At 49.6% G+C, this 17,083-nt stretch carries 12 protein-coding genes; 4 read left to right on the forward strand and 8 right to left on the reverse strand.

Annotated elements, in window-relative coordinates; genetic code table 11:
- Positions 1-196: 196 nt before the first annotated feature.
- On the reverse strand, positions 197-412 hold the full coding sequence (locus ABEA66_RS30845; protein ID WP_079914285.1) for a hypothetical protein: 216 nt from the start codon (positions 410-412) through the stop codon (positions 197-199).
- 309 nt (positions 413-721) lie between these two features.
- Between ABEA66_RS30845 and ABEA66_RS30850 the strand changes: the two genes are divergently transcribed.
- Positions 722-2,332 (forward strand): nitrite/sulfite reductase, encoded by a 1,611-nt coding sequence (locus ABEA66_RS30850; RefSeq protein ID WP_345593655.1) that lies wholly within the window; start codon positions 722-724, stop codon positions 2,330-2,332.
- Positions 2,333-2,441: 109 nt separating this feature from the next.
- On the opposite strand, the gene uvrA is transcribed toward ABEA66_RS30850, so the two are convergent.
- Both uvrA and uvrB read right to left on the reverse strand, forming a co-directional pair.
- Complete coding sequence (uvrA, locus tag ABEA66_RS30855) at positions 2,442-5,324, reverse strand: excinuclease ABC subunit UvrA (RefSeq protein ID WP_345593657.1); 2,883 nt, start codon at positions 5,322-5,324, stop codon at positions 2,442-2,444.
- A gap of 146 nt (positions 5,325-5,470) precedes the next feature.
- Positions 5,471-7,468, reverse strand: coding sequence for an excinuclease ABC subunit UvrB (gene uvrB / locus ABEA66_RS30860; RefSeq protein WP_345593659.1), 1,998 nt, complete (start codon positions 7,466-7,468; stop codon positions 5,471-5,473).
- A gap of 264 nt (positions 7,469-7,732) precedes the next feature.
- Between uvrB and ABEA66_RS30865 the strand changes: the two genes are divergently transcribed.
- On the forward strand, positions 7,733-8,524 hold the full coding sequence (locus tag ABEA66_RS30865) for a flagellar motor protein (protein WP_079914282.1): 792 nt from the start codon (positions 7,733-7,735) through the stop codon (positions 8,522-8,524).
- Positions 8,508-9,275, forward strand: coding sequence for an OmpA/MotB family protein (locus ABEA66_RS30870; protein ID WP_079914281.1), 768 nt, complete (start codon positions 8,508-8,510; stop codon positions 9,273-9,275). The genes ABEA66_RS30865 and ABEA66_RS30870 overlap by 17 nt, the downstream gene beginning before the upstream one ends.
- Positions 9,276-9,375: 100 nt before the next feature.
- Here the strand turns inward: ABEA66_RS30870 and ABEA66_RS30875 are convergent, their stop codons facing one another.
- The 5 genes from ABEA66_RS30875 to ftsE form a co-directional block, all read right to left on the reverse strand.
- Positions 9,376-10,665, reverse strand: a complete 1,290-nt coding sequence (locus tag ABEA66_RS30875) for a PDZ domain-containing protein (RefSeq protein ID WP_345593662.1) — start codon at positions 10,663-10,665, stop codon at positions 9,376-9,378.
- Positions 10,666-10,823: 158 nt separating this feature from the next.
- Positions 10,824-12,272: a S41 family peptidase gene (locus ABEA66_RS30880; protein ID WP_079914279.1), complete on the reverse strand. Its 1,449-nt coding sequence runs from the start codon at positions 12,270-12,272 to the stop codon at positions 10,824-10,826.
- Positions 12,273-12,358: 86 nt separating this feature from the next.
- Positions 12,359-13,639 carry a murein hydrolase activator EnvC family protein gene (locus tag ABEA66_RS30885; RefSeq protein WP_225948640.1) on the reverse strand — a complete coding sequence of 427 codons (1,281 nt, stop codon included), beginning with the start codon at positions 13,637-13,639 and terminating at the stop codon, positions 12,359-12,361.
- 70 nt (positions 13,640-13,709) lie between these two features.
- Positions 13,710-14,627: a permease-like cell division protein FtsX gene (ftsX, locus tag ABEA66_RS30890; protein WP_079914278.1), complete on the reverse strand. Its 918-nt coding sequence runs from the start codon at positions 14,625-14,627 to the stop codon at positions 13,710-13,712.
- Positions 14,617-15,303 (reverse strand): cell division ATP-binding protein FtsE, encoded by a 687-nt coding sequence (ftsE, locus tag ABEA66_RS30895; RefSeq protein ID WP_079914328.1) that lies wholly within the window; start codon positions 15,301-15,303, stop codon positions 14,617-14,619. Before ftsE ends, ftsX begins: the two co-directional genes overlap by 11 nt.
- A gap of 222 nt (positions 15,304-15,525) precedes the next feature.
- Here ftsE and ABEA66_RS30900 point away from each other — a divergent pair, with 222 nt between their 5' ends.
- Positions 15,526-17,082, forward strand: a complete 1,557-nt coding sequence (locus tag ABEA66_RS30900; protein WP_345593668.1) for a VanW family protein — start codon at positions 15,526-15,528, stop codon at positions 17,080-17,082.
- The last annotated feature ends 1 nt before the right edge of the window (position 17,083 follow it).

Raw genomic sequence — 17,083 nt, forward strand, 5'->3', positions numbered from 1 at the left:
CTTTAGAGTACCGGCGTCAGCTTGTGGCATAGGGTTTTTTTCAATGTCTACAAAATGGGGTCTTGACCAATGAGATCCAGGGCTTCTTTACCTGTTAGAACGTCCTACAGGCTTGAGTTATACATCTGCACATGCAGATAGCTGCCGCTTTCATAAAGCCGCAGCATTATTATTGATACTTAGGTCCCGTTCCGTATTACAATTTGTCCATCCAATTCATGACCATAACGACGTCCATGATCAGAAACACGATCAAGCTGATCAAACTGAAGCCGATGGCAAAAGGATTTTTCTTAGCAGCACCCAATAACCGCAGAACGCCGATCGCAATAACTATAGTAAACAAAATTACGAATGGGTCAAAACCGGTGAATTTACTCGCTGCTTGCGCTGCCTCTTCAGCCAAAAACATCGAGAGACCTCCTTCAATGTACAAAAATGCTTATTTTCTATCTTATCTTGAGTCGTCTTGAAGTGCAAGCCATAAATAGGAAGTGTAACAAGTTTGTCAACATTTCCTGTATTGGCAGCCTTTAGACTCCTCATATTTCCTTATACTAACCAACTGCTGTTATAACGATACCAGACATTATTTATAAGAAAACCTTATATATAGCTCCTCTATTGCGATTTACGTATCCTCTTAAAAATGTTACTATTAGGTTGATCTTTTCATACTATTTTCATCGGATTTACGCTTTAAAGGAGGAGCATAAACAACATGGCTTATGAAGCAATTTGGGCGGCTGACCCTTCCAAGCTTAACAAGGTTGAACTGCAAAAGCTGGAAAAAGACGGCCTCGATGTCATCCGTACCATTATTGAGAAATACGCTCACGAAGGCTACGACGCTATCACCGAAGACGATATGAATCGCTTCAAGTGGGCCGGTGTGTATGAGCAAAAACCGAAAGACGGTCATTTCATGATGCGTGTGCGTATCAACTCAGGGATCATGACCTCGGACCAAGCCCGGGTGTTGGCTTCTATAGCCAAAGATTACGGCCGCGGTCTTGTGGATGTTACAACCAGACAAGCTATACAGTTTCACTGGCTTCGCATCGAGAATATACCTGACATCTTCAAACGTCTGGAATCCGTAGGCTTGTACTCTTATGAAGCCTGTGGAGACTGCCCTCGTACCGTCGTAGGCAACCCTCTCGCCGGTATCGATAAAGATGAGCTTATGGATACAACGCAGCTGGTCAACGAAGTCAATGATTTCTTCTTATTGAACCGTGATTTCTCTAACTTGCCGCGTAAATATAAAATGTCCATTTCTTCTAATATTTATAACTCCGGTCATGCTGAAATCCAATGTTTGGCGTTTACGCCGGCTACCAAGGTGATCGATGGGCAAGAAGTTGTCGGCTTCCACGTATGGGTCGGCGGCGGATTGTCGGCTAAGCCTCATTTGGCTAAGAAGCTCGACCTGTTCGTGAGACCGGAAGAGGTTTTGAAGGTCGCAATCGGCGTAACTACCATTTACCGTGATCATGGCTACCGAGAAAAACGCCACCATGCCCGCCTGAAATTCCTTGTGGCAGACTGGGGTGCTGAGAAGTTCAAGGAGGAGCTTATCAAGCTGATCGGTGATATGCCAGCTCTCGGTGAAGATAAGGTTGTGGGCTGGAAGGCTGCTTATTTTGATGGCGTGCATCCGCAAAAGCAAGAAGGCTTGAACTACATCGGCCTAAGCGTACCCGTAGGACGCCTGGATGATGCGGAGCTTACTGAGCTGGCTCGCCTTGCAGACGAGTATGGAGACAAAACCATCCGTACAACGGTTTCCCAGAATATTATTTTGTCCGGCATCCCTACGGAGAAGGTTGAAGCTGCTTTGGCAGAAAAAATCATGGAACGCCTGACTCCGAATCCTAAGCATTTCCTGAGCCGTACCGTATCCTGTACCGGCAACGAGTTCTGCAACCTGGCCGTTGTAGAAACAAAGAAAAGAGCAGTACTCGTCGCTGAATATTTGGATGCTAACGTAGAGCTGGACGAGGAAGTCCGAATCCATTTCATCGGCTGCCCGAATGCATGCGGTCAAAAGCACATCGCCGATATCGGCCTGCAAGGCGCGCTTGTTAAGACTCCTGAAGGAATGGTCGATGCATTCGATATTGCAGTAGGCGGTATTCTGGGCCCAGGCGCTCAATTTAACCAAGTGTTGAAAGGCCGCGTCAAAGGCGACAATGTTGGCCCTGTCCTGGAACAGCTGATTCTGTATTACAAAGAAAATCGCAGTGAAGATGAAACCTTCCATCAATTTGTTCACCGTGTAGGCATCGGTGCCTTCCAAGACAAATTGACTTCGATTCTTGCTTCTTAATGTATTGAAAAAAGCTTGGTCCTCCTGTGAGGAACCAAGCTTTTTGGCGTTTTATCGGCTATGTGCACAACATCGCCCCTAACTTGTCCAAGTCGGGGCGATGCCGAAATTATACAGCAGCGTCTTCCATCTGTTTGATACGTTGAGCGTAATCTTCGGATCTAGCCCTATCTCTCTCCAGAATTGGCTTCAAATAACGGCCGGTATAGGAGCCTTCCACCTTCACCACTTCTTCCGGTGTTCCGGTAGCTACGATGGTACCGCCTTTGCTTCCGCCTTCCGGACCGAGATCGATCAAATAATCCGCGGTTTTGATAACATCCAGGTTATGCTCGATCACGAGGACCGTTTCGCCGCTCTCTACCAATCGATGCAGTACCTTAAGCAGTCGGTCGATATCATGGATATGGAGCCCTGTGGTAGGCTCATCCAGTATATATATCGTCTTGCCGGTACTTCTACGGTACAGCTCGGCTGCCAGCTTCACGCGCTGCGCCTCGCCGCCGGATAAGGTTGTCGCTGGTTGCCCCAGGTTCATATAGCCTAAGCCTACATCTAGAAGGGTTTGCAGCTTGCGGTGGATACGCGGAATGTTTTTGAAAAACTCGCATGCATCCTCGATGGTCATATCCAGCACTTCCGAGATATTTTTCCCTTTGTAATGCACTTCGAGCGTTTCACGGTTGTATCGCTTGCCCTTGCAAACTTCGCATGGTACATACACGTCAGGCAGGAAATGCATTTCAATCTTGATAATGCCATCTCCTCGGCAAGCCTCACAGCGTCCGCCTTTGACGTTGAAGCTGAAACGGCCCTTCTTGTAGCCGCGTACCTTGGCTTCATTGGTCGCGGAGTAAACGTCGCGAATATCATCGAATACACCGGTATACGTAGCCGGGTTGGATCGTGGAGTTCGCCCGATAGGCGACTGATCGATGTCTATGACTTTATCGACATGCTCCAGACCTACAAATTCACGGTATTCACCAGGACGTACCTTGGCTCCGTTCAGCTCCTTAGCCAATGTTTTATACAACAGCTCATTGATCAGCGTACTTTTGCCGGATCCAGATACACCGGTGACGCAGGTGAACACGCCTAATGGAAATTTGACATTGACGTTGCGCAGATTGTTTTCCTTGGCACCTTTGATTTCGAGCCATTTGCCATTTGGCTTACGACGCTCGGCGCTGACAGGAATAAACTTCTTGCCGCTTAAATATTGGCCCGTCAATGAATGGGGATCCTCCATGATCTCCTTCGGAGTGCCTTGGGAAACTACGTTGCCTCCGTGAATCCCCGCTCCCGGCCCAATATCGATAATATAATCAGCGGCCAGCATCGTATCCTCATCATGCTCTACAACGATCAAGGTGTTGCCCAAATTACGCATATGCTCCAGCGTCTTAATTAATCGATCGTTATCACGCTGGTGGAGTCCGATGCTGGGCTCATCCAGAATGTACAGAACGCCCATTAAGCTTGAGCCGATCTGGGTAGCCAAGCGTATGCGCTGCGCTTCTCCACCGGAGAGCGTACCGGCGGCGCGATGCATCGTCAAATAGTCCAGCCCTACGTTGACCAGGAATCCAAGCCGTGCCTTGATTTCCTTTAAGATCAGGTGAGCGATCTGGAACTCCCTGTCATTCAGCTGCAGGGACTCGAACCATTCTTGTGAATCTCCAATCGATAGAGAGGTCACGTGAGCGATATTTTTGCCGTTAATCGTGACGGCCAAAGTCTCCGGCTTCAGCCGCTGTCCTTTACACTTGCTGCAAGGCTTGGAGCTCATATAGGTCTCGATATGCTCACGAATCCCATCCGAGAACGTATCGCGATAACGGCGCTCCAAATTCGGAATAATCCCTTCGAAAGCGACCATAGCTTCTTTTTTATGGCCCATATCATTCTCGTACCGGAAACGAACCTTCTCTCCGCCTGTACCGTAAAGAAGCTTTTTCATTTGCTCTGCCGTAAGCTCGCTTACGGGCATGTTTCTCGGGATACCGTAATGATCGCATACCGCAGCCAGAAATTGAGGGTAATAATTCGAGGTGCTTCCCGCCCAAGCCTCAAAGGCGCCGTCCTCAATCGTCAATTTCGGGTCCGGAACCAATAAATCCGGATCTACTATCATCTTACTGCCCAGTCCGTCACAGTCAGGACAAGCACCGAATGGGCTGTTGAAGGAGAACATTCTTGGAGCGAGCTCCTCTATGCTGAACCCGCATTCAGGACAAGCCAGGTTTTGGCTGAACAACAGCTCCTCCTGCTCCAATATATCGACAATGACGCGGCCGCTTCCCAGCTTTAATGCCGTTTCAAGAGAGTCCGCCAAGCGAGCCTGCACATCCGCCTTGACGACGATACGGTCCACAACGACTTCTATGTTGGACTTTTTATTTTTATCGAGCTCAATTTTATCCGATAGATCCATGACTTCTCCGTTGACGCGCACGCGAACGAAGCCTTGCTTTTGAATGTCCGCCAGCAGCTTCGTATGCTCGCCCTTGCGCCCGGAAATAATCGGAGCCAATATTTGCAGCCGGGTACGTTCCGGGTACTCCATAATCCGGTCGACCATTTGCTCCACGGTCTGCGAAGTAATCTCAATCTTATGAATCGGACAATGCGGACGCCCGATCCGGGCGAACAGCAGCCGGAGATAATCGTAGATTTCCGTTACCGTACCTACGGTCGAACGAGGATTCCGGCTGGTTGTTTTTTGATCGATCGATATCGCAGGTGATAATCCTTCGATCGAGTCCACATCCGGCTTATCCATCTGGCCCAGAAACTGCCTTGCATAAGCAGATAGGGATTCCACATATCTGCGCTGTCCTTCCGCATAGATCGTATCGAACGCAAGAGATGATTTCCCGGAGCCGCTGAGCCCCGTTAATACTACAAATTTGTCACGGGGAATCGTTACATCGATATTTTTCAGGTTGTGCGCTCTTGCGCCCTTAATCACAATATTATCTCTGGCCACTTGCCTTCCACCATCCTTCATATTCAACGGAGCTGACAGCTGTTCTACTTTCCGTACTCGCTTTGATGGAGAATCCGCCATTTCCGAATCTCTAATCTATTCACTACAAATTCAATGCATGAATCATTATTTCATCATTATACCCATTAAAGCTCTGCCTTTAACTCCATAACGGCATCGCGAAGCTCGGCGGCGCGCTCAAACTGCAGGTTTTTGGCCGCTTCCTTCATCTCTTGCTCCAACCGTTCGATTAAAGACATGCGGTCCTTCTTCGACATCTTGGCCTGCTTCACATCGGTCAAATAATCCGCCTTGGTCTCAGCAACCTTGACCGCTTCAATAACGTCGCGGACCTTCTTCTGAATCGTCTGCGGCGTAATCCCGTGCTGCTTGTTATAGGCCATCTGGATTTCACGACGGCGATTCGTCTCGCGTATCGCTTTATCCATAGAGTCGGTTATTTTATCCCCGTACATGATAACCCGGCCGTTAGCGTTTCTCGCCGCCCGCCCGATCGTCTGGATCAACGACCGCTCTGCACGAAGGAAGCCTTCCTTGTCTGCATCCAGAATAGCGACCAGGGATACCTCCGGCAGGTCGAGCCCTTCTCTCAGCAGGTTGATGCCTACCAGCACATGAAATACACCGAGCCTCAGCTCGCGCAGAATTTGCATCCGCTCCAGCGTCTTGATGTCCGAATGCAGGTAACGTACCTTAATGCCGATTTCCTTAAAGTAATCCGTCAAATCCTCGGCCATCTTCTTCGTTAATGTGGTAACGAGCACCCGCTCATCCTTGCGAATCCGGTCCTGAATCTCCCCAAGCAGATCATCGATCTGTCCTTTGGTCGGACGAACCTCGATCTCGGGATCGATCAAGCCGGTCGGACGAATGATTTGCTCCACCATTTCCGGACAATGCTCCAGCTCGTAAGGTCCTGGAGTAGCCGATATATACAGCGCTTGGGTGATCTTCTTCTCGAACTCCTCGAAGCGCAGCGGACGGTTATCCAAAGCCGAAGGCAGACGGAAGCCGTGCTCTACCAGCACTTCCTTACGCGCCCTGTCTCCATTATACATCCCGCGAATTTGCGGAAGCGTCACGTGCGACTCGTCCACGACAATCAGCATATCGTCAGGGAAGTAATCGAACAGGGTATAAGGCGTAGCTCCGCGCTCGCGGAACGTGAGGGGGCCTGAATAGTTCTCGATGCCCGAGCAGAAGCCCATCTCCTGCATCATCTCGATGTCGTATCGCGTCCGCTGCTCGAGCCGCTGGGCCTCCAGCAGCTTGCCTTGACCGCGAAGCTCCTCCAGCCGTTCCTCCAGCTCACGCTCTATATCGACAAGCGCCCGCTTCATCGTATCCTCGTGGGTTACGAAGTGGGATGCCGGGAAAATAGCGATATGATCCCGCTCGCCCAGAATCTCGCCGGTCAGGACATCAATTTCCGTAATCCGTTCGATTTCATCGCCGAAGAGCTCCACACGAACGGCATGCTCGCTATGTGAAGCCGGGAAAATCTCTACGACATCCCCCCGAACACGGAACGTGCCGCGAACAAAATTCATATCATTTCGCTGATATTGGATGTCGATCAGTCTATGCAAGATCTCATTGCGCGAACGCTCCATTCCGACACGCAGGGACATCACCAGGTTCCGATACTCCATTGGAGAACCCAAACCGTAAATGCAGGAGACACTCGCTACGATAATGACATCGCGGCGCTCGAACAGCGCGCTGGTAGCGGAGTGGCGAAGCTTATCAATCTCATCATTTATACTCGAGTCTTTTTCAATAAACGTATCGGATGAAGGAATGTAGGCCTCAGGCTGATAATAATCGTAGTAGCTTACAAAATATTCAACCGCATTATTCGGAAAAAACTCCTTCAGCTCACTGCACAGCTGCGCAGCCAGTGTCTTATTGTGGGCTATTAACAGTGTAGGTCTATTCAGCTGTGCAATAACCTGAGCTGCCGTAAACGTCTTCCCCGTTCCTGTCGCTCCAAGCAGCGTCTGATGCCTTTTCCCTGATCGGATACTTTCTAAAAGCTTCTCTATTGCCTTGGGCTGATCCCCTTGAGGGGAAAACTCGGATACCAGCTCAAAGCGCTTGTCACTCATCACTACATCGTTCATTTCGTCACCGCCTATTGAAAAAGATCATTCTCTATAAACTTTTGCCGGGATGTTTCCGATAAATACTATGCGTCACATCGACGCAGGTTGACTCCGTTCGACTTTTTCCTCTATAGGAATATTTGTTCCCATATATTATACCTTTTTTCAGCTTATGTTGCAAACGCATAAGTCTTCCACTTCTATGCTGCAGCCACAGCCGAAGAACGGATTTAAAAAAACAAGAAGCATTCTCATTTACTCGAACTAGGGGTGGTACGAAAAATGGATTTGACAACAATTCTAGGTATTGTATTCGGCTTGGGCGCCCTAATCGGCGGTTACATGTGGGATGGAGGACATATTTCTGCACTGATAGTCCCAAGTGCCATGCTGATCGTATTCGGCGGAACCATTGGAGCGGTTGTAGTAAGCTTTCCAATGTCTACGTTGAAGGAAACGCCAAAAGCGTTGAAAATGGCATTTAAAGAAACCAAGCGCGATCCAGGCGCTATCATTGACGAGCTGGTCGACATGGCTACAGTTGCCAGACGGGAAGGCGTGCTTGCCTTGGAGCAGCGTGCGCAGGAGCACAGCAACGACTTTTTGCGCGATGGCTTGATGATGGTCGTTGACGGCACCGATCCTGAATTGACAAGACAAATTTTGGAGCTCGAAATGGATGCGTTGGAGCATCATCACGAAGGCTGGGCCAAAATTTTTGAATCCGCCGGCGGTTTTGCGCCAACGATGGGGATCATCGGTACGGTAATGGGTCTGATCCACGTTCTGGGCAACCTTTCCGAGCCAAGCACATTAGGACCTGCAATCGCGGTCGCTTTTGCCGCCACCTTGTACGGGGTTGCATCCGCTAACGTTATTTACATGCCGCTTGCCCAAAAGATCAAAGTCCGCAGCAAGGAGCAAATCTCCGAAATGGAGCTTATGCTGGAAGGGATTTTGGCGCTGCAAGCCGGTGAAAATCCGCAGCTGATCAAGAAAAAATTGAAATCGTTCCTACACCAAGAGCAGAAGAAACCGGAAAGCGAAGGTGATACCGGTGGCGAGGAGAAATAAAAAGCACGCAGCCCACGAGAACCACGAACGATGGTTAATTACCTATTCCGACTTGATCACGCTTCTTCTGGTTTTCTTTATCATCATGTACGCCATGAGTAAAATCGATAATGAAAAGTATTCGGTCCTGGCCTCAGCGCTCAGCTTTGAATTTAAGAAGTCGGATACGGTGCTGCCGCAAGGCGAAGGGGTTCTCGGCCGCGTGAGCACCGCCAAGTCACAGGAAGGCGAGAAAACCGAGAACAACGAGAAGGATAAGAAAGAACGCGAAGAACTGGAGCAGCGCGAAAAGCAGCTGCAAAACTTGCTGGAACAAGTGCAGCAGTATATTCAGCAAAACAACCTGCAAGCCCAAGTGTCCGCCGCCAATACCCCAAGAGGAGTTGCGGTGACACTGAACGATCTGTTCCTGTTCGATCTTGGAAAGGCCGATTTGAAAAAGGATGCCTACCCGATATTGAACCAATTGGCCAGCTTGTTCCCTACTCTGAAGGATACGACGATCAGCATTGAGGGGCATACGGATAACCTTCCGCTAGCGACGGGTTCGCTCTATAAGGATAACTGGGGGTTGTCGAACGAACGTTCCCTATCGGTACTTCGCTACTTTGTATATAATGACGGCTTGGATCCGAAGCTCTTCATCTCGACCGGTTACGCCGATACCCGGCCTGTCGCCGACAATGATACCGTCGAGAACCGCGCCAAAAACCGCCGTGTCGAAATTGTCGTTCTCAGAGGTAAAAGCTGATCATACACCACTAGGTTATCGGTAAAATGATTAATATCGGTTCGAAAAAAAGCTGTCGGGGATATCCCCGGCAGCTTTTCAATTTACTATTCTCTATACGTTACATCGGCTTCGTCGTATCGGAAGGCTTGCTGAGCAATCCGACCAGCTTTCTTCTCATATAAGCGAAAATAGGGGTCTGCTTCTCTACGGCATAGTACATTGCATCTTGATCCGGGGCCAATAAAATACCTAATTGATGATGCTCTCCCGAGAACATGGCCCGCTTCAAAAATTTGCTCTCCCCCGCCAAGTTCAATACTTCCAGCTTGCAGAAGGCCGAATTCACTTGCATAGCTTGGTGAAGCTCACTTTTGGTTCGTATTGGCATTCCATTGACTTTATGAAGAATTTCGCCTGGCACAATGCCAAGCTCGTCCGCAGGACTCCCGGGCAGTATGGCCAGCACCTTCAAGCCCCGCTGATCGTGTACAAATATCGGACTGCGCTTGGCTTCGTCCCAACGGCTGAACAAGAGCAGCCCTTCATGCAGCGCAATGCATAAGAGGGAAGCGGCCAAGGTCACTACAGGCCATTCATGAACGGCAATCGCAAGGAGCAGGACGAGGCAGGCATACAATGCCAACAATCTGGACGTCAGCCTGGCCTTCATTTGCGGCAGCCGGGACATCGTTAATTCTGCAAAGCCGATCATGACGGGGAAACCGACAATCGTCCAGCCACCGCTCCATAATTCACCGCCTAACAGCGGAGTCCAGGGCAATGGATGAACGTTCCCTCCCTGAAGCGGCACCAGCAAAAACAAAGCGACAGGCCAAAATCCCTGCATGTGATAACCGCCGACAATTTTCCCGCGCTTGCTTTCGTAAAACATCGGCGTGGCCGTTCTCGCCCCCTGCAACCGAACCAGAATAGCTTCAATTAAGTGAAGCACAGCCACAAGAGCAAGCAGCGTCGGCACGTTAAGGCTTCGTAAAGGCTCCAGCAGCCAAGCTGGCATTATGTCCGATACAGTGCCTATTGTGCTGACCAGCACTTGAATGATTCCTATAGCCCCGACCGCATAAGCCCAACATAGAAACCGGACACGGAACAAGATCAGCAGCAAAGAAATAATCCATAGCAGGACAACGGCCTCCGGCTGAATGGTTGCTCCAACAACGGCCATAAGAACGGACGCGAGCAGGCCGCCAATCCATCCCCATAGCAGCGCCCGCCATGTTTCCGATAGTAATGAATGCAGCTTGGTATGAAACAGCTTGCGTTCGAATTGAATCTGTCTTCGATACTGAAGCACTATAAATAAAATCCCTACATAATAGAACGGATGCAACAGCAATTGCAGCAAGGCGTAAAGCCCTTGGTAAGCCAAATCCGCTAATAAGTTCATTAGGCTGCTCCTTTGTACACAAGGATAAAGGCATGACCGCCTATCGTACATCATTCATGGGTTCAAAAAAAGAAAGAAAGCTGGACGAGTCCAACCTTCTTTACCATTCGACGCCTATAGGGGCTTTTCCTTCTACGATTCCATTTTTCCAACAGACCTTATTTGGTTATAGCCGATTGGATTTCCTGAACTGCCGCTTTCAGCTGCAGATCGTTCTTCGGATCCTTGATTTCATTCAAAATCGCTTTTTCCAGCTGATTGGCTGTTTCTACGTCAACCTCACCGGTGACCGGCAAGTTATGAAGACGTTGGAACGCTTTTACGGCTGCAGCGGTCTTCTCACTAAAGTAGCCGTCGGTCCGATCCGGATTCATTCCGAGTCCGGTCAGCATGATTTGCAGGTTCTTCACGTCATCGCCAATCGAATCAGGCTTAAGGGTCGCCTTTTTCGTCAATGGAGCTACTTTAAAATAAGCCGGCTGTTCAACAGCAATGTCGGGAGTAATCCCTTTTTTGTGAATCCATGTTCCGTTCGGCGTCAGCCATTTGTATACGGTCATCTTAATATTGCTTCCATCGCCCATTTCCTTCTCGAACGGCACCTGTACCGTCCCTTTTCCGAAGGAGGTTTCCCCGACCAGCTTACTTCCAGCGGAGTCACGAAGAGCGCCTGCTAATATTTCAGAAGCACTTGCGCTTCCTTTGTTCATCAGAACGGTGACCGGATAACTTTTTCCCGCCCCCTGGGACGGTGTGTCCTCCTGCTTGCCGTTGCGATCCTCGATCTTGACAATCGGTTTGCCTTTGGCAATAAACGGCTCTGCAATCTCCACTACAGCCTGCAGTAAGCCGCCCGGATCGTTACGAACGTCGATGACAAGCCCCTTCATTCCTTTGGATTCCAGGTTTTGCAGCTCTTCCTTGAAGCGTTTGGCTGTATTCGTGGAGAACTGGCGAATTTCGATTTTCCCGATATTGCCTTGAAGCATCTCGGCGTAGACCGTTTCTACGTCAATGTCATCACGAACCACGATCATTTGGATCGGCTCCTGAGTACCCGGACGCAGGATTTCAAGCTTCGCCTGGGTTCCTTTCGGACCGCGGATTTTCATCACGGCCTGGTTCAGCGTCAGCCCGTCCAATTTCTCTCCGTTCACCGACAGAATGACATCCTTGGCATGCAGGCCCGCCTTTTCCGCCGGAGAGCCCTTGATGGGAGCCACGATCGTTACTTTGCCGTCTTCCGTAGATACCTCAGCGCCAATCCCTTGGAACGAGGATGTGATGCTTTCGTCAAACTGCTTCGCTTCCTTCTGGTCCATATACACGGTAAAGGGATCGTCCAATGTGGCAAGCATTCCGTTAATGGCTCCGTTGACGACCTTTTCATGATCGACCTCAGATAGGAATTTGTTCTGTATCAGCTGATACGTCGTTGCTATTTTGTTCATGTCCTTGGAAGTTAACCCTGATTTCACCGCAGCCGTGGAGCCTTCCTTCCCGGCACCAGCAAACATGGACGGATTTACAATCGTAAGCGTCATAATGCTGCTGGCGAACATAGCCAACAAAATAAATGCTAAAACCGTACGTCCTTTAAACGTCATTGCCCTTTACACCGCCTTTGTTCCTACCTTGGTGAACTCGTCTCTGTATTATATGACAAGCTATTAGAAATTATTAACAGCGGTTTTTATTTTAAATACGGTTTCGGATCAACCGGATCTTCGTTAATGCGCACCTCAAAATGCAGATGGTTGCCTGTGGATTCTCCTGTAGAGCCCACTTCCGCGATTTTTTGGCCGCGCTTCACATGGTCTCCTTTTTCTACTACCGTACCTCCATTACGAATGTGTCCGTATAGCGTCCAGTAACCATTCCCGTGGTCAATGATTACCGTGTTGCCGTAACCGCTCCACCAGGAAGCGACAATAACTTCACCCTCTGCCGCCGCCAGGATGTCCGTTCCGTTAGGGGCACCCAAGTCAATGCCTTTATGCAGTTTCTTGGCGCCGGTGAACGGATCGGAACGGTATCCGAAATCCGAAGTCATCGGAGCTACTTTAGCTAACGGATAGCCAAATTTGCCCCCGGAGGTGGATGTTGGTGCCGCTGAGGCTGTAGAACCGCCTCCACCGCTGCTGCCGCTATTTCCACTTGCCTTCGCCTTGGCCGCCGCATCTGCGGCAGCTTTCGCAGCCTCTGCCGCAGCCGCTTTACGCTTTTGCTCCGCTAAAGCAGCCGACTTGCGGGCATATTGAAGAAGCTGCTGCTCCTGATCCTCGCTGATGTCTTCAAGCTCTTTTTCCTTTTTGGACAGGCTGGCAATTTTGACTTCCTTATCTTTCTCCTTAGCCACCAGGCTAGCTTTGATTGCAGCAGACTGGCTATATAGATCACTTACCTGCTTGAACTCCTGCTCAATCTGATTTTGCTTCACTTCTTTGGCTTCCCTGTCCCGCTGGTTCGCCTGCAATATTTCCTTATCCTGATTCACAATAGCCCTTAGCGCGTTCATGCGGTCCAGGAAATCCCCAAAGCTCGTAGAGCTAAGCAGAACGTCCGCATACGATACGACACCGTTCATGTACATAAGACGCAGACGAGATTTTAGCAGCACATCGCGGGCCTCGATTTGGGCCTTCAGCTCGTCCAGCAGCTTGCTGTTCTCTGTCAGCTTATCCTTCGTATCCGCTATTTGCTCATTCAATTTGTTCAGCTTCAAATTCTCATCTTCGATCTGCTTAATGATGCTTTTGACCTCAGCTTCCACCTGCTGTTTATCCTGCTGTACCTTGCTTATTTCCTGCTGGGTTTCGGTAGCCTTTTGCTGGGTGGAATTTTGCTGCTTCTTCAGTTGATCCAGCTGCTGCTGAATCTTTTGCGATTCGGACAAAGCAAAGGACAGCTGCGGCACAAGCAGCGTACTTGCCATCCCCGCGGTAACGACCAGTGATAGAACGGACTTCTTCAACTTTCGTTTCCTCCCCAACTAGATTCATTCCTTAGCCGGATATGGCTTAAGCTTGTTTACACCATCTATGCTACACTCGCAAAAACTTTCGTACGGACAAGGTGCTGCCAAAGATCCCGATTAACACGCCGATTCCAAGCAGCAGACCCGACATCGAATAGTATATCTGATTAAAAGGCAGCAGCTTAATCATCAGCAAGTTCAAATCAAGCTGTGTCGAGCTCATCAATTCCCAGTAACCATATAACAAAATGGCGGTAGGAATAATGGATCCTACAATGCCCAGTAAAGCTCCCTCGATAAAAAACGGCCAGCGAATAAAGGAGTTCGTCGCCCCGACCAGCTTCATGATGCCAATCTCGCGGCGACGCGCTACAATAGTAATCTTGATCGTATTGGCGATGAGGAACATAGCCGTCAATGCAAGCCCTGCTACCAGCACAAGTCCGATGTTACGAACGATTTGGGTAACCTTAAACATCGTTTCTACCGTTCCCTGTCCGTAGCTGACACGATAAATTGGTTTGGAGGCTTTTCCGTTGTTCAGATCGCTGATTTGCTGGGCAACCGTTCCTACCTGACGGGGCTCTACCACTTCGACGGTAAAGGAATCATTCAGAGGGTTATTGTCTCCGTCAAATCCTTCCAGCAAAGACTTTCCGCTATCGCCGAGCTTGTCCCGCAAGTAATTAAGTCCTTCGTCCTTCGATATGAAGGTAACGTTGGCAACATTGGCTATAGAGGCGATCTCCGTTTGTAGGGATGCCGTTTGCTCCTTGGTAATGTTCACATCCAGGTAAACGCGAATCTCAACCTGCTGCTCGATTTGCTGAGCGAGATAATTCACATTCAGCGTCAGCAGTAAAAATACACCTAATATCAATAATGAAATGGCAATTGAGCTTATCGAAGCGAACGTCATCCAGCCATTGCGGATCACATTTTTACCGCCTTCCCGTAAGTGGCGGAAGACTGTGCTAATCCTCATAGCCGTATTCACCCCTAACTTCGTCACGGGCAATTTGTCCCTGTTCAATAGCCAGAACACGCTTGCGCATCGTGTTTACGATTTCTTTGTTGTGTGTAGCCATGATGATCGTCGTACCACGAAAATTGATCTCTTCCATCAGCTTCATAATGTCCCAGGATGTATCGGGGTCGAGGTTACCCGTAGGCTCATCGGCAATGATGACCGAAGGGTTGTTCACGATAGCCCTGGCGATCGCTACCCGCTGCTGCTCTCCGCCAGATAATTGCGTCGGCAAAGAGCCGGCTTTGTCCTTCAGCCTGACGAGCTCAAGAACCTCCTGCACACGCCGGCGGATCAGCTTTTTGGGTGCTTCAATAACCTCCATTGCAAAGGAAATGTTCTCATACACAGTCAGCTTGGGAAGCAGGCGGAAATCCTGAAAGATAACACCGATATTGCGGCGCACATACGGAATCTTGCGCTGCTTCAGCTTTTCCAAATTAAATCCGTTTACAAAAATACTTCCCTTCGTAGGCCGCTCTTCTCTATAAATCAATTTCATAAATGTCGATTTTCCTGCACCCGACGGACCTACCACATACAAGAACTCATTGCGGTCCACCTTGACATTGATGCCTCGCAACGCCTGACTTCCATCGGGATACGTCTTCCAAACGTCATGCATTTCAATCACGGTATCACATCCTGAATTTTTAGCTAGCTTATATCCTTTCGACATAAACAGGTAAATTCCTTTACGCGTAAAAGATTTTCAACACATTTTCACATTTACCCCGGCATTTTTTGTAGAAAACACGAATATTCCCACAGGCAAATTTCCGAAATGACAGCATATATATCAATATGTACGAGCAGAGCTTGTCATGGAACCATGAAGCCAAAGGAGACGAAACCGATGACGCGTCAGCGCATGTTGATATGGCAGGCGATTGTAGGCTTGCTGCTGTTTGCCGGTGCCGCCTGTGCAGCCATGGCCTGGTACGGATCGCAGCGAACGCTTCCCGCAGGCTTAACCGTAGATAACTGGGACGTCGGCGGTTTACCGATTCTTGAATTCGAGCGCCAACTGGAGGACAAAAAAAAGCTGCTTCTGCAGCAAACAGTCCGGATGGTCAGCAAGCAGCCCGATGTTCCGCTTCAGCCTGCAGACTGGATGCTGGATCAGCTCGGATTGGATCTCTCCCTGCAGGACGTGATCGACCGGCTTCAACCGCTCAAAACAGGCTCCTTGTTTCACAGAGCCGCCTATCGCTGGCATATCCGCAATGAAGAGTGGCCCCTGGCCCCTACCTTTGATGCTGCCAAGCTTCATGCCACACTTATGCGCGGATTTCCGGAGCTGTACAATAAACAGCCTGTCGATGCTCAAAGAATTGTAGGTCCGAACGACATGATCAGCTATGTGCCCGAAACAGCCGTCATGCGTATCCATGAACCGGAGCTGCTTCAGCAGCTGCAGCGAATTCTTCCTTCCATGGGAACCATCGGTTGGACAGTGGGAAAGGATGGGCGGCGCTTTGCGGACTACCCGGGGGAAAATCACTCCGGAGAAGGAGCGGTCCAGCGGGTTCAGGAGGAGGCAGCGCCTGTGGTAGTGCCTGCGGGGAAAACGCCGTTTCTTGTCGTACTCCCTTTGGTAAATCAGGAGCCTGCCGTCACCATCAGCATGCTCCAAGCGCAAGGAATTGAGCGTAAAATCAGCGAGTTTACAACAACATACCCGCAAAACGGCGAAGGGCGGATTCACAATATACGCTCTACAGCCCAATCTATCCAAGATGTGTTATTAAAGCCCGGGGAAACCTTCGATTACGCAACCTATATCGCCCAAACCGAAGCCAAATTCGGCTTCAAGGAAGCACCCGTCATTCTCAACGGCAAGCTGGTGCCGGGTATCGGAGGCGGGATCTGTCAGGTTTCGTCCACTCTGTACAATGCCGTGCTTCGCGCAGGCCTGCAAATCGTCGAGCGACGCAACCACTCGCTTCCGGTCAGCTATGTTCCACTAGGGCAGGACGCCACCTTCGCAAGCGGCCATATCAACTTCAAATTCCGCAACAATACGGAGAAGCACCTACTGATTCGTACCTATACGGACGACCGCCAGATTACCGTCAAATTATTCGGACAAACGCCAACGGATATTACCTACGCCATCGAGTCGACTACTATCGAAAAGCTGCAGCCTTCCATCAAATACATCTTAAACCCTACGCTCCCCAAAGGAAAAAAACAGACCATCAGCACAGGAAAAACCGGCTACGTCGTCGATACTTACCGGATCAAAATGCAAAATGGAGTCGAGATAAGCAGGGAAAGGATTTCTCATGACACGTATGCCGCTCAACCTACCATCATTGCTACTAACCAAGGCAGTGCCGCAGAGCCGAACAACCGGCAGCCGGAAGCTCCACTTATAGAGGACGGCGTGAAGGGGCCGACTTTCAGGTAAA

This window comes from Paenibacillus vulneris (assembly GCF_039543185.1).
GTDB lineage: Bacteria > Bacillota > Bacilli > Paenibacillales > NBRC-103111 > Paenibacillus_S > Paenibacillus_S vulneris.

Coding starts and splice junctions, on each gene's coding strand:
- ftsX (WP_079914278.1), bottom strand. CDS start 14,627: ATGAGGATTAGCACAGTCTTCCGCCACTTACGGGAAGGCGGTAAAAAT.
- ABEA66_RS30845 (WP_079914285.1), bottom strand. CDS start 412: ATGTTTTTGGCTGAAGAGGCAGCGCAAGCAGCGAGTAAATTCACCGGT.
- ABEA66_RS30880 (WP_079914279.1), bottom strand. CDS start 12,272: ATGACGTTTAAAGGACGTACGGTTTTAGCATTTATTTTGTTGGCTATG.
- uvrB (WP_345593659.1), bottom strand. CDS start 7,468: ATGAACGATGTAGTGATGAGTGACAAGCGCTTTGAGCTGGTATCCGAG.
- ABEA66_RS30875 (WP_345593662.1), bottom strand. CDS start 10,665: ATGAACTTATTAGCGGATTTGGCTTACCAAGGGCTTTACGCCTTGCTG.
- ABEA66_RS30850 (WP_345593655.1), top strand. CDS start 722: ATGGCTTATGAAGCAATTTGGGCGGCTGACCCTTCCAAGCTTAACAAG.
- ABEA66_RS30865 (WP_079914282.1), top strand. CDS start 7,733: ATGGATTTGACAACAATTCTAGGTATTGTATTCGGCTTGGGCGCCCTA.
- ABEA66_RS30900 (WP_345593668.1), top strand. CDS start 15,526: ATGACGCGTCAGCGCATGTTGATATGGCAGGCGATTGTAGGCTTGCTG.